The 24118-nt window shown below is 52.2% G+C and carries 20 protein-coding genes; 14 read left to right on the top strand and 6 right to left on the bottom strand.

What is annotated here, in order from left to right:
- Positions 1-100: 100 nt before the first annotated feature.
- The 3 genes from FOE74_RS21200 to FOE74_RS09240 all read left to right on the top strand — a co-directional run bounded on the left by FOE74_RS21200 (position 101) and on the right by FOE74_RS09240 (position 3559).
- On the top strand, positions 101-256 hold the full coding sequence (locus FOE74_RS21200; protein WP_188686551.1) for a hypothetical protein: 156 nt from the start codon (positions 101-103) through the stop codon (positions 254-256).
- Between the two features lie 86 nt (positions 257-342).
- Complete coding sequence (locus FOE74_RS09235; protein WP_149098322.1) at positions 343-2784, top strand: outer membrane beta-barrel family protein; 2442 nt, start codon at positions 343-345, stop codon at positions 2782-2784.
- A 160-nt stretch (positions 2785-2944) separates the two neighbouring features.
- Entirely contained in the window at positions 2945-3559 is a 615-nt protein-coding gene (locus tag FOE74_RS09240) for an OmpH family outer membrane protein (RefSeq protein WP_225840753.1), read from the top strand.
- Positions 3560-3635: 76 nt separating this feature from the next.
- Here FOE74_RS09240 and FOE74_RS09245 read toward each other — a convergent pair whose 3' ends face one another.
- Complete coding sequence (locus tag FOE74_RS09245) at positions 3636-4958, bottom strand: chloride channel protein (protein WP_149098323.1); 1323 nt, start codon at positions 4956-4958, stop codon at positions 3636-3638.
- 131 nt (positions 4959-5089) lie between these two features.
- Entirely contained in the window at positions 5090-6322 is a 1233-nt protein-coding gene (locus tag FOE74_RS09250) for an ABC transporter permease (protein WP_149098324.1), read from the bottom strand.
- 127 nt (positions 6323-6449) lie between these two features.
- Here FOE74_RS09250 and FOE74_RS09255 point away from each other — a divergent pair, with 127 nt between their 5' ends.
- Positions 6450-7721, top strand: coding sequence for an asparagine synthetase B (locus tag FOE74_RS09255; protein ID WP_372428175.1), 1272 nt, complete (start codon positions 6450-6452; stop codon positions 7719-7721).
- Positions 7722-8040: 319 nt separating this feature from the next.
- On the opposite strand, the gene miaE is transcribed toward FOE74_RS09255, so the two are convergent.
- The 3 genes from miaE to lpxK form a co-directional block, all read right to left on the bottom strand.
- Complete coding sequence (gene miaE, locus FOE74_RS09260; protein ID WP_262713744.1) at positions 8041-8634, bottom strand: tRNA-(ms[2]io[6]A)-hydroxylase; 594 nt, start codon at positions 8632-8634, stop codon at positions 8041-8043.
- Between the two features lie 364 nt (positions 8635-8998).
- Positions 8999-10951, bottom strand: coding sequence for a putative porin (locus FOE74_RS09265; RefSeq protein ID WP_149098325.1), 1953 nt, complete (start codon positions 10949-10951; stop codon positions 8999-9001).
- A gap of 16 nt (positions 10952-10967) precedes the next feature.
- Positions 10968-12029 carry a tetraacyldisaccharide 4'-kinase gene (gene lpxK, locus FOE74_RS09270; RefSeq protein WP_149098326.1) on the bottom strand — a complete coding sequence of 354 codons (1062 nt, stop codon included), beginning with the start codon at positions 12027-12029 and terminating at the stop codon, positions 10968-10970.
- A gap of 60 nt (positions 12030-12089) precedes the next feature.
- On the opposite strand from lpxK, the gene FOE74_RS09275 reads away from it, so the two are divergent.
- From FOE74_RS09275 to groL, 10 genes are all read left to right on the top strand, one after another.
- Positions 12090-13187 (top strand): Nif3-like dinuclear metal center hexameric protein, encoded by a 1098-nt coding sequence (locus tag FOE74_RS09275; RefSeq protein ID WP_149098327.1) that lies wholly within the window; start codon positions 12090-12092, stop codon positions 13185-13187.
- 6 nt (positions 13188-13193) lie between these two features.
- Entirely contained in the window at positions 13194-13931 is a 738-nt protein-coding gene (locus tag FOE74_RS09280) for a zinc ribbon domain-containing protein (protein WP_149098328.1), read from the top strand.
- A gap of 222 nt (positions 13932-14153) precedes the next feature.
- Positions 14154-15449, top strand: a complete 1296-nt coding sequence (pabB, locus tag FOE74_RS09285) for an aminodeoxychorismate synthase component I (protein WP_149098329.1) — start codon at positions 14154-14156, stop codon at positions 15447-15449.
- Positions 15450-15602: 153 nt separating this feature from the next.
- Entirely contained in the window at positions 15603-17036 is a 1434-nt protein-coding gene (gene miaB, locus FOE74_RS09290; RefSeq protein ID WP_149098330.1) for a tRNA (N6-isopentenyl adenosine(37)-C2)-methylthiotransferase MiaB, read from the top strand.
- A gap of 101 nt (positions 17037-17137) precedes the next feature.
- Positions 17138-18412 (top strand): sigma-54 interaction domain-containing protein, encoded by a 1275-nt coding sequence (locus FOE74_RS09295; protein ID WP_149098331.1) that lies wholly within the window; start codon positions 17138-17140, stop codon positions 18410-18412.
- Complete coding sequence (gene lptE / locus FOE74_RS09300) at positions 18399-18935, top strand: LPS assembly lipoprotein LptE (protein WP_225840754.1); 537 nt, start codon at positions 18399-18401, stop codon at positions 18933-18935. Before FOE74_RS09295 ends, lptE begins: the two co-directional genes overlap by 14 nt.
- A gap of 110 nt (positions 18936-19045) precedes the next feature.
- A complete protein-coding gene (locus tag FOE74_RS09305; protein WP_188686554.1) occupies positions 19046-20662 on the top strand; it encodes a hypothetical protein in 1617 nt (538 codons plus the stop codon).
- 7 nt (positions 20663-20669) lie between these two features.
- Positions 20670-21059 carry a preprotein translocase subunit SecG gene (gene secG, locus FOE74_RS09310; protein WP_149098333.1) on the top strand — a complete coding sequence of 130 codons (390 nt, stop codon included), beginning with the start codon at positions 20670-20672 and terminating at the stop codon, positions 21057-21059.
- A 316-nt stretch (positions 21060-21375) separates the two neighbouring features.
- A complete protein-coding gene (gene groES / locus FOE74_RS09315) occupies positions 21376-21666 on the top strand; it encodes a co-chaperone GroES (RefSeq protein ID WP_062546033.1) in 291 nt (96 codons plus the stop codon).
- A 44-nt stretch (positions 21667-21710) separates the two neighbouring features.
- Positions 21711-23354, top strand: coding sequence for a chaperonin GroEL (gene groL, locus FOE74_RS09320; RefSeq protein ID WP_149098334.1), 1644 nt, complete (start codon positions 21711-21713; stop codon positions 23352-23354).
- Between the two features lie 129 nt (positions 23355-23483).
- On the opposite strand, the gene FOE74_RS09325 is transcribed toward groL, so the two are convergent.
- On the bottom strand, positions 23484-24077 hold the full coding sequence (locus FOE74_RS09325) for a hypothetical protein (protein WP_192576602.1): 594 nt from the start codon (positions 24075-24077) through the stop codon (positions 23484-23486).
- Between the last annotated feature and the right edge of the window lie 41 nt (positions 24078-24118).

The following is a 24118-nucleotide window of genomic DNA, read 5'->3' on the forward strand; positions in this document are numbered from 1 at the left end:
AAACAAAAAAATATTTTTAACAGTACCTTGCTTTACATAGTACCTTATAATATCTTTGCTTCATCCTTAGAGAAAAATACAACCTAATCCTTCTATAGCTATGGAAACTACCGCCCTTCTCCAGTTGCTTCTCCAGGTCACATTGTTTCTTTCCTCGTTCACCGGCCTCCTGTTTGGGTACGTGTATCTAACCTCAAGCCAAAAAAATAAGGGCAATTCCTTCCTGGCCCCTATCACCCCGCAACTGCCGCTGTAGACCTAAGGCTTTTTTTTTAGCCATGTACCTTGCATTACACAGTACTATATAGAAATCCAAACCCATTCAAAAACACCTTTACTGCCATGAAAAAGTTCTATAACATTCTCCTCTTAATGGCCGCGCTGGCCTTTATCACCCAGGCGGCCCTGGGCCAAACCCCCGGCCATCTCACCGGTTTGGTGGTAGATGACAAAGGTGCTCCCCTGCCGTATGGCACCGTAGCCCTCTTGAAAGCCGCTGATGCTTCGGTTCTCACAGGCACGGCCATAGAGTTGAATGGTACCTTCAAGATGAAGACCCCAGCAGCAGGCAAGTACCTGGTGCGCATCAGCGCTATGGGCTTTGCAACCCAGGACCTGCCTGTGCTGGAGGTTACCTCAGAGGGTTATTCCCGTGATTTTGGTAAAATAGCCCTGAAACAGGATGCCAAGGTGCTCAAGGAAGTAACCGTGCAGAACCTGCGGCCAACCGTAGACGTGCAGGCAGATAAAATGGTGGTGAGCGTGGAAGGTACCGCCATGGCGGCCGGCAATACAGCCTATGATGTGCTGGCCAAGTCGCCGGGGGTGTGGGTAGATCAGGACGGCAACATCCAGCTGAACGGGAAACAGGGCGTGAAGGTGATGATCGATGGCAAACTGACCTACCTGGACGGAAAACAGCTGCAGACCCTGCTCCAGGGCATGCCCGCTGATAACCTGAAGAACCTGGAGATCATCGCCAACCCCTCGGCCAAATTTGACGCCGAAGGCTCTGCGGGCATCATAAACCTCAACCTGAAGAAAAACAATCTGAACGGCCTCAACGGCAGTGTGTACGCCGGATACCTGAACAATACCAATAGCGGCGGCAACGGCGGCCTCAACCTCAACCTGAAACAAGGCAAATGGAGTTCTTCTGCTACCGTTGACCTGGCAGAACGTCCCCGCAAGCGGTCTTTCACCATGGACCGTATCTTTGTCCAGGAAGGCAAGAACTCTGTCCTCACCCAAGCTGGCAAAGAGGATGGACGTACTTTTGCCCCTTCGGCCCGCTTTGGCACCGTTTATGACCTGAACAAGAACCACAGTGTGGGTGCCACCCTGAGCTTATCAGGCTCCAACACCAGATCTGGGGTATCCACCGCCTCCACGCTGGAAGACCCGCGGCTGGCCGGCACGGTTTTTAACCAGACCCGCACCCACAACAACGGAAAGTTCAACAGTGCCTCCTTCAACGCCCACTACCTTGGCAAACTGGACACCCTAGGCACCACCCTCTCGGCAGATGTAGACGTGGCCCGCATCAACGACCACGGCCGCAGTGATTTCTTTAACCTGAGAACTTTTGCCACCAGTTCTAAAGAGGAGAAAGTTTATTTTGAGACGGACAACCCTACCTCTTACCAGATCTATTCCGCCAAATTGGATTATGTAAAACCTTTCCCTAAGGTAAAAGGCAAATTGGAATTGGGGGCCAAAGGCAGCTACGTAGAGTCTGATAACCAGATAGATTTCTTTTCCTTCCAGGGGAGCCAAAGGGTACCAGACCCATTACGCCGGGGAGACCACTTCATCTATGAAGAGAATATTCTGGCTGGCTACTCTAATTTCAGCGCCACCCTTACCCCAAAAGTATCCATCCAGGCAGGTCTCCGGGCTGAATACACCCAATCGGAAGGTAATTCTATTCCTGAAAATAAAGTGACGCCCCGCTCCTATCTTGACTTTTTCCCGAGTGTGTTCGTGCAGCAGAAGATCACCGACAACTACCAGATCGGGTACAACTATAGCCGCCGCATCTTTCGGCCCCGCTACAGCCACCTGAACCCGTTCCGGTTTTTCATTGACGCCAACACCTATGCCCAGGGCAACCCGAACCTGAAGCCAGAATACACCAACTCGTTCCAGGTAACCCAAACCTTCCGGAAGAACTACAACGTGATTTTGGGCTATGCCCACACCAAAGACGATATTTCAGAAGTACCCGCTTTTTACCCAGAAACCAACACCATGATCTTCCAGCAACGCAACGTGGAGAGCGAGACTGCCAACGCTACCTTTGTGGTGCCGGTAACCGTGACCTCTAAATGGAACATGAGCAACAATGTGACCGTGGCCTACCAGAAATTCACCACACCTGTAGATACCACCACCGTGTACAATGCCCAAACCATGTTCACAGCCCAGATGAACCACAACATCTTGCTGCCTAATAATTTCAAGGTAGAGGTGAACGGCACCTACCGCGGCAAAGGCGTGTTCAACATCTACAAAACCGCCGCCGCCGTGTGGGTAGACGTGGCTGTGAAACGCTCCTTCCTGAAAGACCAGTTGGACGTGAGCCTGGCCCTGACAGATCTTTTCCGGTCCCAGAAAATGAAAGGAACCTCGGCCGTGAACGGGAATGTCAACGTGCTGGACATGTACCAGTATGGCCAGGGCGTACGCCTGAACCTGCGCTACCGCTTCAACAAAGGCGAAAAGTTTGAAGTGAAACGCCGTAATGCCAGCCTGGAGGAGGTGAACCGGGCCAGCGGAAATTAATCTTACCAGGCCAGGTTCTCAGGCTTCCGGATTATTTTCTTAAATTGAACCCCTAACGCAGGATCAGGGGCCGCGATCATGTACTTGCGGCCCCTGCCCCTTTATTCACCATCCTTAATTATTGACTGTGAGCATCTCTAAAAAGCTTGTTTTACTGGCTGTGTTATCAGCTTCCTTTGCAGCCTGCAAAAATGACCAGGCTCCCAAAACAACCACCCCGGCCACCAGCCAGACGGCCGCCGGCTCTGACAGCACGGCTACGGAGGCTGAAACCGCCCCTGAAACCGTTGCCCCAGCGCCAGAAATCGTGTATGTGAATTCTGACTCCCTGCTGAACCAGTACCAGTACTTCAAAGACGTGAAAGCCCGCCTGGAAGCCAAAGGGAAAAGAATGGAGAATGACCTGAGAGGCAAAGCCACCAGTTTCCAGAAGGAAGTGGAGCAGTACAGACAAACCGGGGCTAACATGACTCAGGAGCAACGCGCCGCGACTGAACAAAGATTGGCTCAGAAAGAACAACAACTAGCTGCCCAACAGCAGACTTCGGGCAACCAATTGGCCAAAGACGAGAATGATGAGATGAAGAAGATCTACGAGAAAGTAGAGGCGCACCTCAAGAAAATAAGCCAGGAGAAAGGCTATAAAATGGTCTTGACCTACACCCGAGGCAATAGCGCCATCCTGTACGGTGACTCTTCTTTGGACATCACCAAAGCAGCAGTGAAAGGCTTGAACGAAGAATACAAAGCCAGCAAAGCTTCTTCAAAGAAATAACTTCTGCCGAAGACACATTGATAAAAAAGCCTGACGCTCGTCAGGCTTTTTTCATGTACTTGGAGTTACAGAAGCGTTAGAGGAACCGGCGTTTACGTTCTGCCAGGCGGGTGCCTGCCTCCCGCGCATAATACGGGTTCTTGCTGGTAGCCACCACCTGGGCTCCGTAGATCCCGGAATGTCCGGAGAACAGATAAGCTACCCCGCAGGCCAAAGCGGCATAAACCCCAATCCCTGCGCCGAACAGTTCCATGGCCATGAGGCTACAGGCCAATGGCGTATTGGAGGCGCCCGCAAACACCGCCACAAATCCCAGAGCCACAAACACCTCCAGTGGCAAAGGGAACCAGGGGAAAAGCGCATTGCCCAGCGTGGCACCAATGAAAAACAAAGGTGTGACCTCGCCTCCTTTGAAGCCGCAGCCCAGCGTGAGGGCCGTCAACGCCAGCTTCAATAGAAAATCATAAGGGGGCAACCCAGAAACAAAGGCTTGCTCAATAGTAGGAATCCCCAGGCCAATATACTTGGTGGTGCCCAGGCCCCAGACGACCAAAACCAGCAACACTCCTCCTACCACCGGCCGCAGGGGCGGGTAAGCAATAGTAGTCTTGAAGGTGTGACTTACGGCTTGGGTGGCCCAGGAAAATAGCCGGGCAGCGAGGCCGAAGCAGATGCCCGCCAATAAAGTAGCCCCCAACGTCCAACCCGTCAGGGTGGGCCCCTCCACCACGGGGAACAAGGTGTGCTCTATTCCCCAGGCAGTAGTCACCACATGCGCAATCAATGCAGCCAGTAAACTGGGGAGCAGCGCCTGGTACCGAAGATGCCCCAGCAAGAACACCTCTACCCCAAAAATAGCGCCGGCCAGTGGGGTCCCGAAAACGGAGGAAAAACCGGCACTCAAGCCGCAGATCAACAGCAACTGGCGGTACCGGGGCCGCAGGCGGAACAGGCGCGCCACCTGATCGGCTAGGGCGCCTCCCATCTGGGCGGCCGTACCCTCGCGGCCCGCAGAACCGCCTACCAGATGGGTAAGAATGGTGGCTACCAGCACCAATGGCGCCATGATCAATGGCACCTGGGTGGCAGCAGGTTGTTGAATGGCTCGCAGTACAGCGTTATTGCCGGCTTCCGCTTCTTTGCCCCACCGGTGGTAAAGCCAGCCAATGAGAAAGCCCGCCACGGGCAAAAAGGCTATGATCCAAAGGTGCGTTTCGCGGAAGGCGGTGGCCCAGTCCAGGAGCCAGAGAAACAAGGCCGAGGCACTTCCAGCCAACACCCCTACTACCAGTGCCAGAACCAACCACCGCAGCAAATAGGCATTGTTAAGTTGGAATTCCAGCCAAAGGCTTCCCCTTGAAAGCGTGCCCAGGGAAAGCCTCTTCTTGAAAGGAAACATGCAAAACTAATGTAGGTGGGAATGCGGCAGTTTTTTATGAACAAAAAGGAGCCTCAAAAACATAATCAAAAAAGAAGTTTACCGCTTGTTTTGGTTAAAATGGGTGGAAAATGGGGTGGTCAATATACGATTTACTCGTACCTGAGGGAATCAATAGGATCTAGTTTAGAGGCTTTGTAGGCGGGATAATACCCAGAAACCAGGCCCACAGTGATACATATCACCATGCCCACGATCATCCAAAGCCAAGGCACAAAGAACTCTCCTTTGCCAATGAGCATGGCAATGCCGTTCCCCATCAGAATGCCCAGGATAATCCCAACCACTCCGCCCAGCACGCAGATCACAATGGCCTCTATCAAAAACTGAAGCCGTATCTGTTTGATAGTGGCCCCCAATGCTTTTCTGATCCCGATCTCCCGGGTGCGTTCGGTTACGCTCACCATCATGATGTTCATTAACCCGATGGAAGCCCCCAGCAAGGTGATGAAGCCCACCAGGAAGCCTCCGGTTTTGAGGTAGCCGGTGATCTTGTTCAGGGTCTGCTCCACAGAATCGCTGCGGGTGATCTCAAAGGAATCTTCCTGGCCCAGCCGGTCTTGCCGCACCTTGCGCATAATGCCCGTGGCTTCTTCCATGGCGAAGGCCAGGCTGGTGCCATTGAGGATGGCGGTTTTTATCTCAAAAGTTAAAGGCGATTGGGTAGGAATCTGAGTGGCTGCCTCCAGCGGGATGATGATCCGGCGGTTACTGCCGCCACCACCCAACCCGCCGCCTTCGCTTTTGATTTTGCCAATCACCTTGAACCGACGGCCCAGCATGATCAGGCTCTTGCCTTCGGGGCTCTGCTTGGGAAATAATTTATCTGCCACTTCCTCGCCAATAATGGCTACGGGGGCGCCGGATTCTATCTCCAGGCTGGAAAAAGGCCTACCCAGCTCTAAATCATAGTTCTCGTTCACCAGGTAATTCTCGTCGCCCCCTATCACGCTCATGTTGGGGTTGGTTTTGATGCTGCCCGCCTTCACAGACACGTTCCCGCTTACCCAGGCAGACAAACTCACCCTGCCTTTGTCGGTCATGAGGTTCTTGTACTGCTTGGCCTGGAACTCGGTGATGTTGGGGTACACCTTGCTTTGCCGCCCGCCTTGCTGGCCACCGCTCCATTTCTTCTCGATGTCAAAAGAATTAGCCCCCAAGGTGGAAAATGTGCTGGAAACCGAAGACTTAATGCCTTCAATTGCCGTTAATATTCCTACCAGAGACATAATCCCGATGGAGATAATGAGGGCCGTGAGCACCGTACGGAGCAAATTGCTCTTGATGGAGCGGAAACCTTCTTTCGTGTTTTCTAAAAGATTCATGTTTTCTCGGGGCCAGTACCGTTACAGACTATCTGTCGTAAAAGCGAACTCTTTCTTACTGTTATAAAAGTAATGGTTTTCCTGTTTATTGGCTGTTTTTCTTACATTCGTTCCAAACCGGTTATCAATGAAGACGTTGTCCAGGATTTTCTTTCTCTTGCTGGCTTTCATGGCAGTAGCCCACTCTGGTTGGGCCTCTTACCTGCTGCTTCCCATGGACGAAAGCCAGAAGAACCACTTAAAAGCGTATGGCATAGCCTATTGGGCCTTGCAACGGCAAGTGGAGGTTGATTGGCTATTGAATTACAAAGGCGGTGCCTTTGGGTTTAAACAGAGCAACGCGCTGGAGAACGAACTGGTGGTGCGGGGCATCAGTTACCAGTCTATTTCAGACGCGCAGTACAGCCAGATCCTTGCCCAGATTGCCGCCCCGGAGTCTAACATGGACGTGATGAAGCTGGAGAAGGCGCCAAAGATTGCGGTGTACTCGCCCAAGTCAAAACAGCCCTGGGATGATGCCGTGACCCTGGTGCTCACTTACGCTGAGATCCCCTATGATATCATCTATGACCCGGAGATCCTGGAAGACAAACTGCCGAAGTACGACTGGCTGCACCTGCACCATGAGGATTTCACGGGCCAGCACGGTAAGTTCTACACCGCCTTCCGCAACGCACCCTGGTACCTGGAGCAGAAGCGCGAGGCCGAGGCTACTGCCAAGCGGTTCGGGTATGCCAAAGTGCCCCAGCTGAAAAGTGCAGTGGCGCAGCGCATCCGGGATTTCTGCGCCGGTGGGGGCTTCATGTTCGCCATGTGTTCAGCCACGGATACCTATGACATTGCCCTGGCCGCCGTGGGTCTGGACATCACCGAAAGCATGTTTGACGGCGACCCTTCAGACCCTCAAGCCCAGCAGAAGCTCAACTTCAACCACACCTTTGCCTTCAAGGACTTCACCCTGATCAGAGATCCATATCACCCGGAGTTCTCCAACATTGACAATTCCCAATTAGAGCGGGGCTTGCGGGAGAACAACGACTTTTTCCAGCTCTTTACCTACTCGGCTAAGTGGGATCCCATTCCTACCATGCTCACCCAGAACCACGTCAAAACCATTAAGGGGTTTATGGGATTAACCACTGGTTTCAAGAAAAGGCTCATTAAATCTGAGGTGGTGGTGATGGGCGAGAACAAAGCCATTGACGAGGCCCGCTACATCCACGGCACCTTCGGAAAAGGCACCTGGACGTTCTACGGCGGCCATGACCCAGAGGACTACCAACACTTCGTGGAAGAGGAACCCACCGACCTTTCGCTCTACCCCAACTCCCCGGGCTACCGGCTGATCCTGAACAACATCCTGTTCCCGGCGGCTAAGAAAAAGAAACAGAAGACGTAATTAAATTTGGAGATGTGAAGATTTGAAGATGTGAGGATGATAAAAGAAAGAGGGGTTTAGCGGCTGTTTTCCCTAAAACAGCCGCTAAACCCCTCTTTCTTTTATGGGGAAATTATGAATTAGAGATGTAACTAGCAGCGGCTTCGCATAGATATCTTTACCTTTCGCCCACAAGATCCTTTCAGGAGGACAAGAGGGTGTGTGATTAGAAAACAGAGGCCGGCAAACAGACAGGAATACCTATCCATCTTAAGATTTCCGGATCTTCTAATTGATGAATCTGCACATCTTCAAATTTCCAAATCTACAAATTCAAAAATCAGTGAATCCGGTCCGGGCGGTGCTCCAGGTTGGCGATGATGTTAGCTTCAATTTCCAGTAGTTCCTGGAGCCGGGCGTCTACCACTTCTTTGGGCATGTATTCCTTGGCCAGCTTCACAAAGCTCACGTAATGGCTTGCTTCTGAGACCATGAGTTCATAGTAGAACTTCTGCAGACCCTCATCTTGCAGATTCTTCCAGAGAAGCTTGAAGCGCTCGCAGGACCGGGCCTCAATGAGGGCATTCACCAGGAGATGGTCCATGAGTTGGCGTTCGCGTTTGTCGCCTTTCCTGATGTGCTTGCTCAGCTGTACCACATATTCATCGGGCCGGTTGCGGCCTAACTCGTAGCCTCGCTTCTTCAGTTCTTCCAACACCCGCTCAAAATGGCTCCATTCCTCGGCCACCAGAGCAGTCATCTCTTCCACCAGCTTGGTCTTATCGGGGTACTTCACAATTAGCGAGATGCCCGAGGTGGCGGCTTTCTGCTCACAATACGCATGATCTACCAGAATATCCTGGATGTTCATCTCCGCGATATTCACCCACCTAGGGTCAGTAGGCAATTGAAGTTTTAAGATAGATTTAGCCACTTTTTTAGATTTGAAGAGGTGAAGATTTGGAAATCTGAAGATTAGATGATTTGAAGATTAGGAAATTTGAAGATGAGGGATATGTGAAGATTTGAAAATGCAGAGTTGAGGATGTGAATTCTTGGTATGATGGGAAGGTATTATAGTCTAACAACTGTGGGCCTTCTATAAAGCTGTTGTAATCTTCTATGGCATGAAAAAACCCTCATGCAATAGAAGAGCCTTGGTTTAGGTACTATTACCTAAAAGTAACCTTTAAATCAGACTTTCTTTCCATTTCCAATTAGCACCTTATTCCGCCTTCCCACTTCTACCATTCTCCCTATTTTCAAATCTTCAAATCTGCACATTTTCAAATTTCCTCCTAATCATAGAAGTTCCACCGCAGGCCAAAGGCGAAGCTGAAGGGGTTGGCGACATATAGCGGGGTAGTGAAGTACCCTTGCTCCCAGCTGCTGATGGCGGAGTTGAGGTGGCTTACCTTCAGGAACAAGTTGATGGTCTTGATATCGGCGTTCAGGAACACGTCAAGGGTGGGGTACCGGGTGATCAGGAAATTGTTCTGGAGGTGGAACTGCTGAGTAACGGGCATGTAGCCATCGGCAAAGTAATCTGAATGCCACGTCACCTCTACCCCGGTCTGTACTTTCAAAGCTCCCTTCAAGACAGGGCCTTGCACGTACAACCTAGAATTCACGTACCATTCCGGCATTCTAATCGCGTCTCCCCCATTCACCTTGTTGTAGGCCAAGTGGTTATCCAGCACGAAAGACTTTACATTCACCCTGTACCGAAGGCCGGCCTGCACCAAGTTCAAAGAGCCATCTACCTGCGCCGGCTGCGCCCAGGCCCCTGCCATGGAATCCTGGAAGTACACGTGGTTGACCAGGTTGGTGAATTGGAGGTACCCGTTCAGGTAATGGTTCTTGTAACCGGCTTCCAAAGAGGCATTGGTTTGGGTGGCCTGCGTATTCTCAAAGTCATTTATCCATTTGAAGTGGTTGCTGATGAACACGCGTTGCAGCAACGTAGGTGAATAAGAAGAACGGGTCTGGCGCAGCGACAGGAACCGATAGCGGGCCTCAGCATTCAAGCGGTAATCGCCGCCGCCAATCTGCACCTCGGCGTCAGTGGTCACGTAGATATCGTTTTTTAACCGGAACTGGGCTTCACCGCCAATGAAATTATCTGCGATGGTGCGTTTCTCCCTTTCCATGGTAGACGTAGTAACCACTTTCCCTTCCGCATCTCGAGAGAAATTGCGTCCCTCGGCCGTCACTTCATAAGACCCGTCGCGCCGTTTGGCGTAAGCCCGGTACACAAACAGGCGGCTGTTGCCCATTACCCCGAAGGTGTTCTCAATCTGCCTGAAATAAGAATCATCATAGGTGCGGGCTGTATCCAGGCGGGCCCTTGGGTAAAATTGCAAGACAAGGCGGCTAGGTCTTCCTGAGCCTAAGGTATCATAGGGCAATTCAGTATCAGAGTACGCATTGGTCTGCGAATTAACATCCAGGGTGTGGTAGAGCTGCAATCCGGCGCCCAGGAGCTTGTACCAATGAGTGGCATGGAAATTATTGCGTTTCTCATCAGACACCGCATGCTGCAACCAGACCGGCTCCGATTTATAGTCAAAGAGACTATCCTGCGGCTCGCCCGGCTCTGGCCTGATGCCTCCTTGCTCTACCTGCTCATGGCTGCTCAGGTTGTAGTTGGCCATGAGTCGGTAGCGTTCGTTTTTGCTGTAATAATGGGTAAACGCCTGAAAACCGTAATGGCTCACCAACCCGTCTATGCCGCTGCCCAGACTTCCTATCTGCCGTTCAGACCCTACCCGCTCATACCCAATACCCACGTTCCAGTTAGCCGCCACATTACGCGTATGCTTGGCCCGGAAGATCTGCTCCCCTAAGGCTCCCTGTGAATAATTCAGGAAGGTGAAGGGCGATTTGGTGTCATAATACTCCATGGCGGCGGGGTTCACCGCGTACGGATCAAAGGCGTTTCGGCCTAAGCGGTTCCCCAAGGTGGTGGGCATGCGCCAGAAAAGTGGCTGTGACGCAGTGCCTATGTTGCCCAGGTTCTGTTGCAGGGTGGAGTCATAGTACCAATGCCGGAAACTGGAGAGATTGGTCAGGGAAGTATCAATACGGGAGGGCGTCAGGTTTCCCTTGAAGATATCGGCTTCATAAAGCACCATGGTGGTGGCCGAGCCATAGATGGCCTTGGTAGAGTCGTTCAGGATCTGGGCCTCGGACTCCCCAGGAAAGCCCAGCCAAACCAGCAAAGCCGCAGCAAAAATTTTCTTACAAGTCACGTTCAAAAGTAGGCATTTAAATCTGAACCCGGGTAGACACCCACTCCCTGACGGTTTGGTCAAAAGAAGGGATCTGGGCGGCAAAAGTATTGGTAATAGGCAGGAAGAAAACCGGGTGCTCCTGCCAAAGTTCTCTCAGGTTCGGTTCCTGCCACTTTACGGCGTCTTTCTGGGTCATCACAATTCCGTCGGCCCCTTCCCCTGCTGCCGCAAAGAAGCCCAGCACCTCCGCCACCCGAGCGGGGGTAACGGCCGCATGGTCAGGCCAGTCAAAGTGACGTAAAATGGTAAAACCGTTGTCTTCCAGGTGGTGCACCAGGGGCTGCGCATTGGCAATACCCGTCACCAGAACTACCCTGTTGCCTAACGTCTGTTGCCGCCCTAAAGGTACAGCCGGACCATAGACAATTTGCGAGAAGAAAATTGGAATTTCTGGGCGAGTGTACCGCCGCACCTGTTCTCTCACCTGAGCCTGCTTTTCAGCAGTAAGTTCAGCGGGGCATTTGGTCACCACCACGGCGTCGGCGCGCCGGGCTCCTGCCCGGGGTTCCCGTAACCGGCCCATGGGCAGCAGGTAATCCTGGGTGAACAAGTTTTTATATTCAGAAAGGAGCAGATAGGAAGAAGACTTCACGGCCCGGTGCTGGAACGCATCGTCCAGCAGGATCACCTCCAGGTCAGGGAAAAGTTGGAGCAAGCGCTGAATGCCCTCGGCCCTTTTCTCACTGACAGCAACGCGCACTCCCGGCAGGCTTTGGGTGTATTGGAAGGGTTCATCCCCCAGGGTATGGGCAGTAGCCGCCGCATCTGCCAACACGAAACCTTTGGTGGCGCGCTTGTACCCCCGGCTCAGGATGGCCACCTTCTTCGGCTGCAACAGCCGGGCCAGGTATTCCACCTGCGGGGTTTTGCCCGTTCCGCCCACGCTCAGGTTGCCCACGCAAACCACTGGGATCGGTGCCTGGTAGGAAGAAAAAAGACCTTTATCGTATAAAACATTGCGAAAACGCACCCCTGTGCCGTACAAAAAGGCGAACGGGGAAAGAAAGAACCGAAGGACGGGCGGCAGTGCGGGCATGGTCTGCAAAAGTACATGATTTTTGCCTTTCTTTGCCTTTACCGGCTTTAAACCTAAAAAATGACCAAGATAAAAGAAGTGTTGCAGGTATTGGAGCGATACGCCCCGCCCGCCTATCAGGAATCTTATGACAATGCCCTGCTGCAGGTGGGCGACCCAGAGGCTACCGTGACCGGCGTGCTGGTCACCTTAGACTGTACCCTGGAAGTGGTGCAGGAGGCCCTTGACCGGGGTTGTAACCTCATTGTGGCGCACCACCCCGTCATCTTCAAGCCGCTCAAGAACCTGACTGGCAAAACCCCGGTAGAACGCATCCTGCTCAAGGCCTTGCAACACCAGATCGCCATTTTTGCCTGCCACACCAACCTGGACCACGTGCACAACGGCGTCAACCGGAAGCTCTGCGAAAAACTGGGCCTGCAGAACCCCAAGATTCTGGCCCCCAAAACGCAAATCCTCACCAAACTGGAAACCTATGTGCCCCTGGAAGACACCGAGAAGGTCTTGGCCGCTCTGCATGCGGCGGGTGCCGGGCAGATCGGTGACTACTCAGACTGCAGCTTTCGGATAACTGGCACCGGACGGTTCACGCCCTCGGCCCAAGCCAATCCACATATAGGAGAGCCTTGCCAGACCGAGGAAACCATAGAGAACAAGATTGAGGTGGTATTCCCAGCCTTCAAGCAGGCGCAGATCATGCGGGCGCTGCTCAAAGCCCATCCCTATGAAGAGGTGGCCCATTACCTGGTGGCGCTGGAGAACGAGAACCAGGAAGTAGGCGCGGGCATGGTGGGCGAGCTGGAGACCGCCCTTTCCGGCGAGGAGTTTACCCGCCACGTGAAGGAAAGCCTTCAGATCAGCACCTTCCGGCATACGGCCTGGCCCACAGAACCCATCAAACGGGTGGCGGTCTGCGGCGGGGCCGGCAGTTTCCTGACCCGGCAGGCCAAAGCGGCTGGTGCCCAGGTGTTCCTGACCGCTGATTTGAAGTACCACGATTTTTTTGAAGCCACGGAGCACCTGGCCCTGGTAGACGTGGGCCATTATGAAAGCGAAGTTTATACGAAGGAGCTTTTTTATGATATACTTACGAAAACTTTTTCTAATTTTGCAGTCGAATTGGCCTTTACCCATACCAATCCAGTAAGACACAGCTAAATATACATGGAAAGTACTGTAGCAAGTAAGTTAGATGCACTTCTAAGACTTCAGAGCTTAGATTCTCAATTAGACCAAATTCTACAAGTTAGAGGCGACCTACCGGAAGAGGTTCGTGACCTGGAAGATGAGATTGCCGGCTACCAAGTACGCGTGAGCAAATTTGATGAGGAGATCGCTGAACTACAGCAGTCTATTGCCAGCCGCAAGCAGGCCATCAAAGACTCTGAGAAGCTGATCAAGAAATACGAAGAGCAACAGGAGAATGTGCGTAACAACCGCGAGTTTGACGCCATCACCAAAGAAGTGGAGCTGCAGAAACTGGAAATCCAGATCAACGAGAAGAAAATCCGCGAGGCCAATTTTCAGATAGAGCAGAAAAACCAGGACATCCAGGAAACCAAGAACCGCCTGGAAGAGCGCCAAAAAGACCTCAACACCAAGAACAGTGAGTTGCAGGTGATGGTGAACGAAAGCGAAGCCGACGAGCGCAAGCTGAACGAGGAAAAGGAAGAAGCCATCACCCACATTGAGGAACGCCTTTTGTTCGCCTACAACCGGATCCGGAAAAACGTACGTAACGGCCTGGCCGTGGTAACGGTGAAGCGTGACGCCTGCGGCGGATGTTTCAACACTGTTCCCCCGCAACGCCAGTCAGACATCGCCTCTAAGAAAAAGATCACCGTGTGCGAGCACTGCGGCCGTATCTTAGCCGATGTTGAGCAAAAAGTAATAACCCAATAGGTTTAAGAAAAAATCAACAGGAAAGGGATGGCGAAAGTCATCCCTTTTTCTTTGCCTGTCTAGGTGGCCTCTGCCCTTTTACGCCATTGTAATTCTGGGCTTGTTTTTAGGAAATCACCTCTAAAGCGTCCAATTCAAGAAAGGCTTTCCTTGGCGGCGCGGCTTAGCCAAGCCAAACAAACTGCGTATCTTTGCCGCCTGTTCGTTTACCACCCATCCTCCATGCGCCAGCTTTCCTTGCCCGTTGCCTCCTTGCCTCTTCCTGTCCAGCAATGGAAACAACAAGCCCTGGCGTGGGCTGAAGCGGGACACCAGGTAGTAGCCTATTATGAACCCAATGATATTCCGTACCGGCACGGCGCTTTCCAGAACCTGTTGGGCGTACGGCGGAAGGCCCAAGACCTGATCTTGTCCTGGTCGGCCCTTCAGGAAAACCTGGTTCTGCCCAGGCCCTGTCCGCTCATGGGCTACCTCACCTATGACCTTAAAAACGGACTGGAAAAACTGCACAGTCAGCACCCAGACTACCTTGGGTTCCCGGAGCTCACCTTCTTTGCCCCTGAGACTTGGATCACCTTTTCCGCAGAGAGCATCACCATCTCCTCCACGGTAGAAGAGCCAGAAGCGGTAGCCCAAGCCATTCTCGCCACCTCGTTTACCGGCTCTTTTTCGCAAAGCCCCATCCAAACGCAGGCCCGGGTGGCCAAGGAAGACTACCTCCAGACTGTGGAGCAACTGCGGCAGCACATCCTGGAAGGGGATGTATATGAGGTGAATTACTGCCAGGAGTTCTATGCCGAGGAGGTGCGCCTTTCTCCCCTGCCCCTGTTCTGGAAACTGAACCAGGCCTCCCCTACGCCCTTTGCAGGATTCCTTAAACTTGAAGACCGGTACCTGCTGTGCGCCAGCCCTGAACGGTTCCTGAAAAAGGAAGGGAACGTACTCATCTCCCAACCCATCAAAGGCACCATCCGGCGCGGGAACACCCCGCAGGAAGACGAACACCAACGCCAGTTGCTGGCCTCCAGCGAAAAGGAACAAGCCGAGAACATGATGATTGTGGACCTGGTGCGCAATGACCTGAACCGGGTAGCCTCCACCGGCACAGTGCAGGTAGAGGAGCTGTTTGGTCTGTACGGCTTCCGCTACGTGTGGCAGATGATCTCCACGGTAACCGGCCAGGTGCCTGACTCCGTCTCCCCGGTGGAGGTCCTGAAAGCCACCTTCCCGATGGGTAGTATGACCGGCGCTCCTAAGATCAGGGCCCTGGAGCTGATAGAGCAATACGAACAAACCAAGCGGGGCCTTTACTCTGGGTCACTGGGATATTTCCTGCCCAACGGCGACTTTGACTTTAACGTGGTTATCCGCAGCTTGCAGTACAACGCCCAATCAGGCTACCTTTCCTTTGAAGTAGGCAGTGCCATCACCTATGACTCAGACCCGGAGCAGGAATACCAGGAATGCCTGCTCAAGGCCGAGGCCATCAACCAGGTGCTCCAGAACCTACCACGGTAATCTACCCTCGCCCTCCACCACAGGATTTCCAAAGTTTTCAGGCTCTTTTCCCCAAAAGGGTACCAAAACCCTTCGGCTGAAGGATAAAAAATAAACTGCCATTCTGTCACAAACGCGGTAATATACGTATCTTTGCGTTTTAAAATGCCTTTTATGCACGCACCCATCCTGGACTTAGACTTTATAGACAACCGTACGCCGGAACAAGCCGCCGCGTGTGACACGAAAGTTACGGTTGACTCCAACACCGGACGCCAGCGGAAGCTATATATTGAGAGTTACGGCTGCCAGATGAACTTCTCTGACAGCGAGATCGTCTCTTCCATTATGTTTGAGGCCGGCTTTGACACCACCTCAGAAGTGAACAATGCGGACCTGGTATTGCTGAATACCTGCTCTATCCGGGAAAAAGCTGAGCAAACCGTGCGCCACCGCCTGACTCAGCTGCAGCATCTAAAGAAAAAGAAACCCGGTATGGTGGTGGGCGTGCTTGGCTGCATGGCCGAGCGCCTTAAGAAGAACCTGCTGGAAGAAGAGAAAATGGTGGACTTAGTCGTAGGTCCAGACGCGTACCGTGATCTTCCCTCGCTCATCAATGAGGTGGACAGCGGCCAGAAAGCGGTGAATGTGCTGCTTTCCCGCGAGGAAACTTACGCTGACATCAATCCCATCCGCCTGAACAGCAACGGCGTGAGCGCCTTCGTCTCCATCATGCGGGGCTGCGACAACATGTGCTCTTTCTGCGTGGTGCCCTTCACCCGGGGCCGCGAGCGCAGCCGTGATGCCCATTCCATTGTGCGGGAAGCCCAGGAACTGGTTAACCAGGGCTACAAAGAAGTGACCCTGCTAGGCCAGAATGTGGACTCTTACAAATGGGCTTCTGAAGATGGCACCGACCGGGTTAATTTTGCCCAACTTTTGGAAAAAGTGGCGTTAATCAGCCCAGACCTGCGGGTGCGCTTCTCTACCTCGCACCCCAAAGACATCACAGATGACGTGTTGTACACCATGAAAAAGTACGACAACATCTGCAAATACATCCACTTACCGGCCCAAAGCGGCAACTCCCGCGTGCTGGACCTGATGAACCGCACCTATGACCGCGCCTGGTACATGGAGCGCGTAGACGCCATCCGGCGCATCTTAGGCCAGGAATGCGGCATCTCCACTGACATGATCGCGGGTTTCTGCTCTGAGACCGAGGAAGAGCACCAGGACACCTTGTCGCTTATTGACTACGTGCAGTATGACTACGCCTACATGTTCTTCTACTCAGAGCGCCCCGGCACATTGGCGGCCCGCAAGCTGGAAGATGACGTGCCCCTGGAAACCAAGAAGCGTCGCCTGCAGGAAATCATTGACAAGCAGCGGTTCTACTCCTATGAGCGGAACAAACTGGACGTGGGCAAAATCCACAAGGTACTGGTAGAGAACTTCTCCAAGCGGTCAGACGACATGCTCAGCGGCCGCAATGACCAGAACAAAGTAGTGATCTTCCCAAAGATGCACTTCCAGAAAGGCGACTACGTGAACGTGCTGGTGCATGACTGCTCCGTGGGCACCTTGTTCGGGGAACCGGTTCTTTAATTTGAAAATTTGGAGATGAGGAAATTTGCAAATGGATTTCCTCCAAAGCAGAAGCTACCTATTTCCAAATCTTCTCATTTTCAAATCTTCAAATCTATTTCATGCGTGATATTGAAATACAGTCGGTGAAGCAGCGGTTCGGCATCATCGGGAATTCCCCTTTGCTGAACTACGCCATTCAGGTGGCCGTGCAAGTGGCTCCCACGGATATGACCGTCCTGATCAACGGGGAAAGCGGAAGCGGGAAAGAATCCTTTTCCAAGATCATCCACCACCTGAGCCCCCGCAAACACGGCCAGTTTATTGCCATCAACTGCGGCGCCATCCCTGAGGGCACCATTGACTCAGAATTGTTCGGGCATGAGAAGGGTTCCTTCACCGGGGCGCAGGAAGCCCGCAAAGGCTATTTTGAGGTCACCAACGGCGGTACCATCTTTCTGGATGAGATTGGGGAGATGCCCCTGGGCACCCAGGCCCGGCTCCTGCGGGTGCTGGAAAACGGGGAGTTCATCAAGGTAGGTTCTTCTAAAGTGCAGAAGACCGATGTGCGCGTGGTGGCCGCCACCAATGTGAATTTGATGCAGGCCGTGGAGCGCGGGAAGTTCCGTGAGGACCTGTATTACCGGTTGAACACTGTGCCCATCAGTGTGCCCCCTTTGCGGGAACGCGGAGAAGACACCCATTTGCTCTTCCGGAAGTTCGCCAGTGATTTCGCGGAAAGATACCACGTAAAGCCCATCACCCTCACCTCAGAAGCGGTGCAGGAACTGCTGCGGTACCGGTTCCCGGGCAACATCCGGCAGTTGAAGAACATCGTGGAGCAGATCTCGGTGCTGGAATACGACCGCGAGATCAGCGCTACCACCTTGCGTAAGTACCTTCCGCAGGAACAGCAAAACCAATTGCCGGCACTGTTCCACCAGCACGGGCAGGCCGAAGGCGGCAACGGCATTTCTGAACGTGACCTGCTCTACAAGGTCTTGTTTGACATGCGCAAAGACATGAATGACCTGAAGCAGGTCGTCTTTGATTTGTTGTCGCACCAGCCAGCTGACACGGAACTTCTCAAAAACAACCGGCATTTGTTTGAAGAGGTGCAGCCGTTTGAAAAACCACCCGTGTACCGCTCCCCTGAACGCCGGGATGGCTACATGCTGGCCGTAGACGAACCCGACGAGGAATACGAGGAGAAGGTGGAGGACATTTCGCATGAAACCGAGGAGGAAAGCCTTTCTCTGGAGCACAAGGAAAAGGAAATGATCCTGAAAGCGTTAAAGAAGCACGGGAACAAACGCAAATACGCCGCCAAAGACCTGGGCATCTCAGAACGCACCCTTTACCGCAAATTAAAACAATACGACCTTGAAGACCTATAACCCTGCCCGTTTCCTGCTTCTGCTCTGCCTGCCGTTCCTGCTGAGCGGCTGCTACTCCTTCTCTGGGGTGAACCTGTCACAGGATGTAAAAACCATCTCCATCACCAACTTCAACAACGCCTCTGGCCAGGGACCCTCTAACTTACAGCAGTTTATCACTGAGGACTTCAAAGATTACTTCCAGCGGAATACCACCTTGCGTATCCTGCCCCAGGGCGGAGACCTGCAGATTGAAGGCCAGGTGTTGAGCTACACCTTCAGCCCAGCGGCTATCCAGCGCAGCGACATCCCTACCGGCGGCAACATTGGGCTGGACCAGGCCGGTGCTAACCGCCTTACCATTGTGGTGCAGATCAACTACACAGACACCAAGAACCCCACCAACAATTTTGACCAAAGCTTCTCCGGCTTTGCCGATTTCCCTCCTTCGCTGGATATCAACCAGATAAGCCAGGCGCAGATCAGGCAAATCACAGAACGCATTATTTATAGCGTTTTTACCAAAACGGTAGCGAATTGGTAAGTATCTTTGCAGCCCCATAAAGGCACTGAAAAGAAAAATTTCAGTGCCTTTATCATCTACTATCCTTATAAAGAGTAATTTGTCTGTGTCTTACCCAAGGCCAGGCTACAATGAGTTCCATGAACAAAGCGGCATTTCTAAATATTGTACGGCAGGTAGCCCCTATCCAGGACCAGGAAGTAGATGACCTGGAACGGTTGGTGGTGTCTTTCCCCTACTGCCAAACCGCCCACGTTCTCCTGGCCAAAGCCGCCCATGACCGCGGCAGCATGCTGTCCACTCAAAAGCTGCGGCGGGCTGCTGCCCACGTGTCTAACCGGCAACTGCTCAAACAACTGGTATATGCTTACCCGGCACTGGAAGAAGCCCCTGTTCTGCCGCAAGAACAAATAATGGAGCAGGAACCAGCCCCACCACCCGTTTCTGAGCCTTTTACTGAAAATCAGCCTTTAAACGCCCCGGAGGAAACGGAGGAAGAACTCCTTCTAACCTCCACTGAGGCCTTGGAACCTACTGCGCCTGCCCTTTCCTTGGCAGAACCGGAAGTAGAGGAACAACCCCTGGTAGCGGAAGAAATAGATGAGCCAGCGGTTGCTCAAGAATTTGAAGAAGCGCCGGTTCAGGAACCCATGGAGTTGCTTCCGGTGCTAGAAGAAACAGAGGAAGAAGAGACCACTGAAGACCTTACAGCTTTAGAAGAACAAGATCTGATGTTGCCGGCCCCCGCCGAAGAGGAAATCCTGGTAGAGGAACTTCCCCTGGAAGAACCTTTGGCAGAGGAGGCAGAAGCATCTTATTCTGATTTGACCTCTTTTCCTGAAAACAACTCTGAAACAGCAGTAGAAGAGACTTTTGTGGAGGAAGAGGATATCGAGTTGCCAGAAGATATTTCCTTATCTGAGGAAGAAGACAACCTGGATGAGCTGTTGGAACTGATTCAGATCAACAGCCTTTCCACCTTCAACCTTCCTTACCCCAGCGTTGATCTGAGCCACGAGGAAATCATCTCTGAGCTGACTTCTGGCATCAACAACAGGGAGCAGGAAACCGAGGAGGAAATTATCCTTCCCATCAACACAGACTCCAACTTGCCGGCTCAGGTGAAGGCGCTCGTTGCCCCTGAGGAAGACCCGGGCCTCAGCGCTTACCTGCAGATCGCGGAGCTGGATTCCTTGTATGACACCTCTGGCTATGAGTTCCCTACGCTTAAATTGCCCGAAGTGCCCTCCCCCGCTTCAGATGCTGATAACGCCCAGGATCCTTACCTATCCATCTTCACCCAGAACAATCTGGCGTACTGGATGGGCTCCAGCCGTTTAGGGGAAAGCATCCAGTTGAAAGATGACCTTACCTCTGCCACGCCGTTCTACTTCCAGCCAGAACTGATTCTGGAGCACGTGAAAGGCAAAGCCGAGCCCGCTCCCGCCCCAGACGTAGCGCCTATGGCTAAACTGGACCAGCAACTGGACATCATCAACCAGTTCCTGAAGACCACGCCCAAGCGCAAGACCCTGGCAAACGCCCAACTCACCCTGGAGCCGCAGGAAGATCTTTCGGCCAAAAGCTCTAAGATCAAAAAGACGCTGGTGTCTGAAAACCTGGCCCTCATCTTCATTAAACAGGGAAAGGGTAAGAAGGCCGTCAAAATTTATGAACAACTTATAGTGAAGTTTCCCGAAAAAAAGAGTTACTTTGCTGAACAAATTGAAAAATTAAGAAACGAATAATCCAATTATGTACATTGCTCTGATCAGCGTAATTCTTTTCCTGTGCGTGCTGTTGGTTCTGGTGGTCTTGTCTCAGAACTCAAAAGGCGGCGGATTGTCCAGCCAGTTTGGCGGCGGCGGCACCAGCCAATTAATGGGCGTGAAACGTACCGGTGACCTTCTGGAGAAGTTAACCTGGGGCTTCGCGATCGGAATCATTGTATTGACCTTGGCTTCCCATACCATTGTCTCAGACGGCGCTGCCGATAACCGTACCATCAACGAGCAGCGTGCTGGCCAAGCGGCTCCCGCTCCTGCCCCTGCTGCTCCGGCTATCCCGCAACAGAATGCAGCCCCTGCTGGCGCGGCCACTCCGGCCCCAGCTACCCCGGCTCCTACTGCTGACTCAGCGAATTAATAAAAGCCGATACAGACAACCCTTTGTTGGAGTCCGGGCCTTAAGTGGCCCGGACTTTTTTTTGCCCCGTTCCCTGGCGGTTTTGCCAAAAGAAGGCTCTAAACGCACATTTTGACAGTTTCTGAACTGACAAAATTAAAGCCGTCCTGACCATCCGTGTCAGGGAAAACACAGGGTTTTCCTTGTTCTGAGGGTGGAAAGCGGCAAGTTTGGCAGGAAACGGGAGTTGGCACAAGAATCGCTAATAGGGATACCAACCCCGGTAGGCTTGCTGCCGGGCATTATCGTTAACTTAATCTAATTTTATAACAACCCTATGGCCTTAGATCTAAAACCATTGGCAGACAGAGTAATCGTGTTACCTGCTGCGGCTGAAGAAAAAACCAAATCTGGTATCATCATTCCGGACACTGCCAAAGAAAAACCACAACGCGGCGAAGTAGTTGCCGTTGGAGAAGGAAAAATCTCCGATCAAGGTGTTTTAGTAAAGTCACAGTTGAAAGTTGGCGATCAAGTGCTGTATGGCAAATATGCCGGCACAGAGATCTCGTTAGATGGCGCTGACTACCTGATCATGCGGGAGTCTGACATCCTGGCGGTTCTTTAATCTTTATTTTTCTTAATCTCAACCATAATCTATCATAAGAAACTATGGCATCTAAAAACATCACTTTCGACGTAGAAGCGCGCAATAAGATCAAAAAAGGCGTGGACACACTGGCGAACGCCGTGAAAGTAACTTTAGGCCCAAAAGGCCGCAACGTAATCATCGACAAGAAATTCGGTGCTCCTAGCATCACCAAAGACGGTGTTACCGTTGCCAAAGAAATTGAACTGAAAGACGCCGTGGAAAACATGGGCGCTCAGTTAGTGAAAGAAGTAGCTTCCAAAACCGCTGACATGGCTGGTGACGGTACTACCACTGCCACCGTTTTGGCCCAAGCTATTTACACAGCCGGTTCTAAAAACGTAGCGGCCGGTGCCAACCCAATGGACCTGAAGCGCGGTATTGACAAAGCCGTTTCTAAAGTAGTGGCTAACCTGAAGGAGCAGTCTAAGAAGATCGAGAACTCTTCTGAGATCGCCCAGGTAGGTACTATCTCTGCCAACAACGACAGCGAAATTGGGCAGATGATCGCCGATGCCATGGACAAAGTGGGCAAAGACGGTGTGATCACGGTAGAAGAAGCCAAAGGTACAGAGACCGAGGTGAAAACCGTAGAAGGTATGCAGTTTGACCGCGGTTACCTGTCTCCTTACTTCGTGACCAACCCAGAGAAAATGGAAGCTGAGTTTGAGAACGCTTACATTTTGATCTACGATAAGAAAGTTTCTACCATGAAAGAATTGCTTCCGGTATTGGAGCAAGTGGTACAAACTGGCAAAGCCTTGGTGATCATCTCTGAAGACGTAGACGGCGAAGCCCTTGCTACCCTGGTAGTAAACAAACTGCGTGGATCCTTGAAAATCGCGGCGGTGAAAGCCCCAGGTTTCGGTGACCGCCGTAAAGCCATGTTGGAAGACATCGCTATCCTGACGGGTGGTACGGTGATCTCTGAAGAGCGTGGTTACAAACTGGACAACGCTACTCTTGAGTACTTAGGTCAGGCGGAACGCATCATCATTGACAAAGACAATACTACTATTGTGAATGGTCGTGGTGAGAAAGACGGTATCACTGCCCGCGTGAACGAGATCAAGTCTCAGATAGAGAAAACTACCTCTGACTATGACAGAGAGAAACTGCAAGAGCGTTTGGCTAAATTATCTGGCGGGGTTGCTATCCTTTACATTGGTGCCTCTACTGAGGTAGAAATGAAAGAGAAGAAAGACCGCGTAGATGATGCCTTGCACGCAACCAGAGCTGCCGTAGAAGAAGGTATTGTAGCTGGTGGTGGTGTGGCCTTGATCAGAGCTATTGATGCCCTGAACGATGTTGAGACCCGCAACGAAGACGAGAAAACCGGGGTGCAGATCATCCGCACGGCGCTGGAGTCTCCTCTGAGAACCATTGTGGCCAACGCCGGTGGCGAAGGTTCAGTGATTGTAAATGAAGTACGTGCCGGTAAAGCCGACTTCGGTTACAACGCCCGCGACGACAAGTTTGAGAACATGTTCGCCGCTGGTATCATTGACCCAACCAAAGTAACCCGTCTGGCCCTGGAGAACGCTGCCTCTGTAGCCTCTCTGTTGCTGACCACAGAATGTGTGATCGCTGACGAGCCTGAAGAAGGTGGCGCCGGTGCCGGTGGCGGAATGCCAGGCGGTATGGGCGGCATGGGTGGCATGATGTAATCAGCCCCTCAGCGTCTGCTGAACATAAAAAGGCCCGGTGCGTTTGCACCGGGCCTTTTGTTTTTAGTGCCTTTGGCCGGAAGCGGGAAAACCTCCTGCTTTCAGCAAAAGAAGCTAAAAACAACTGCCTTACTTCACCAGCTTGATTTTGATCTTGATGTCATGGGGGGCCGTTTCATCTCCGCCAAAATAAGGGTACAGTTGATACCCTTTCCCCTCCCCGGTACAGGCGCGGGCGTGTTCTACGGCGGCATTCCCTACTTGGTAGATGTACTTGGAGTCTGTTAAGGTAAGCATGCAGGTGTAGGTCTTGTTGAGGTCTATGGCCGTAATGAAGGTGGAGGTGTTCTTGCCGCCGTTGTAGGAATAGGCATGCAATTCCAGCCGGTTCTGGTACCACCGCCAGGCAAAGCGGGCGCTGTTCTCATGGTGGAACGTGCTGCAGTCAGACATACCGTACAGTTTGTTGATGTCAGCTTGGTTGCCTGGGTCTTTGGTGGCATAGATGGCCGTAGAATCAAACCGCACCTCAAACTTTATGGAATTGGTTTTCACCATCACAAAAGGATTGGTGGTTTCATGGCCGCCAGATTTGATGGAGTACGTGGTACCTTCTTCTACAATGGGTTCTTGGGGCTTTACGGCATCTTCTACTACTTCACAGGACAGGAACAAGAAGGGCATTACGGCGAGTAATGTGATTTTTTTAATAAAGGGTTGCATGGGTTTAGATTAGTTGAAGCAATTTAGGAAACTTCAATCAC

Origin of the sequence: Rufibacter glacialis (assembly GCF_008271745.1) — a bacterium.
Lineage (GTDB): Bacteria > Bacteroidota > Bacteroidia > Cytophagales > Hymenobacteraceae > Nibribacter > Nibribacter glacialis.

Excerpts from the sequence above, each read along its gene's own strand:
- FOE74_RS21200 (WP_188686551.1), top strand. The coding sequence starts at position 101 with ATGGAAACTACCGCCCTTCTCCAGTTGCTTCTCCAGGTCACATTGTTT.
- FOE74_RS09235 (WP_149098322.1), top strand. The coding sequence starts at position 343 with ATGAAAAAGTTCTATAACATTCTCCTCTTAATGGCCGCGCTGGCCTTT.
- FOE74_RS09245 (WP_149098323.1), bottom strand. The coding sequence starts at position 4,958 with ATGTTTCCTTTCAAGAAGAGGCTTTCCCTGGGCACGCTTTCAAGGGGA.
- FOE74_RS09250 (WP_149098324.1), bottom strand. The coding sequence starts at position 6,322 with ATGAATCTTTTAGAAAACACGAAAGAAGGTTTCCGCTCCATCAAGAGC.
- FOE74_RS09255 (WP_372428175.1), top strand. The coding sequence starts at position 6,450 with ATGAAGACGTTGTCCAGGATTTTCTTTCTCTTGCTGGCTTTCATGGCA.
- lpxK (WP_149098326.1), bottom strand. The coding sequence starts at position 12,029 with ATGCCCGCACTGCCGCCCGTCCTTCGGTTCTTTCTTTCCCCGTTCGCC.
- FOE74_RS09275 (WP_149098327.1), top strand. The coding sequence starts at position 12,090 with ATGACCAAGATAAAAGAAGTGTTGCAGGTATTGGAGCGATACGCCCCG.
- FOE74_RS09280 (WP_149098328.1), top strand. The coding sequence starts at position 13,194 with ATGGAAAGTACTGTAGCAAGTAAGTTAGATGCACTTCTAAGACTTCAG.
- pabB (WP_149098329.1), top strand. The coding sequence starts at position 14,154 with ATGCGCCAGCTTTCCTTGCCCGTTGCCTCCTTGCCTCTTCCTGTCCAG.
- miaB (WP_149098330.1), top strand. The coding sequence starts at position 15,603 with ATGCACGCACCCATCCTGGACTTAGACTTTATAGACAACCGTACGCCG.
- FOE74_RS09295 (WP_149098331.1), top strand. The coding sequence starts at position 17,138 with ATGCGTGATATTGAAATACAGTCGGTGAAGCAGCGGTTCGGCATCATC.
- FOE74_RS09305 (WP_188686554.1), top strand. The coding sequence starts at position 19,046 with ATGAGTTCCATGAACAAAGCGGCATTTCTAAATATTGTACGGCAGGTA.
- secG (WP_149098333.1), top strand. The coding sequence starts at position 20,670 with ATGTACATTGCTCTGATCAGCGTAATTCTTTTCCTGTGCGTGCTGTTG.
- groES (WP_062546033.1), top strand. The coding sequence starts at position 21,376 with ATGGCCTTAGATCTAAAACCATTGGCAGACAGAGTAATCGTGTTACCT.
- groL (WP_149098334.1), top strand. The coding sequence starts at position 21,711 with ATGGCATCTAAAAACATCACTTTCGACGTAGAAGCGCGCAATAAGATC.
- FOE74_RS09325 (WP_192576602.1), bottom strand. The coding sequence starts at position 24,077 with ATGCAACCCTTTATTAAAAAAATCACATTACTCGCCGTAATGCCCTTC.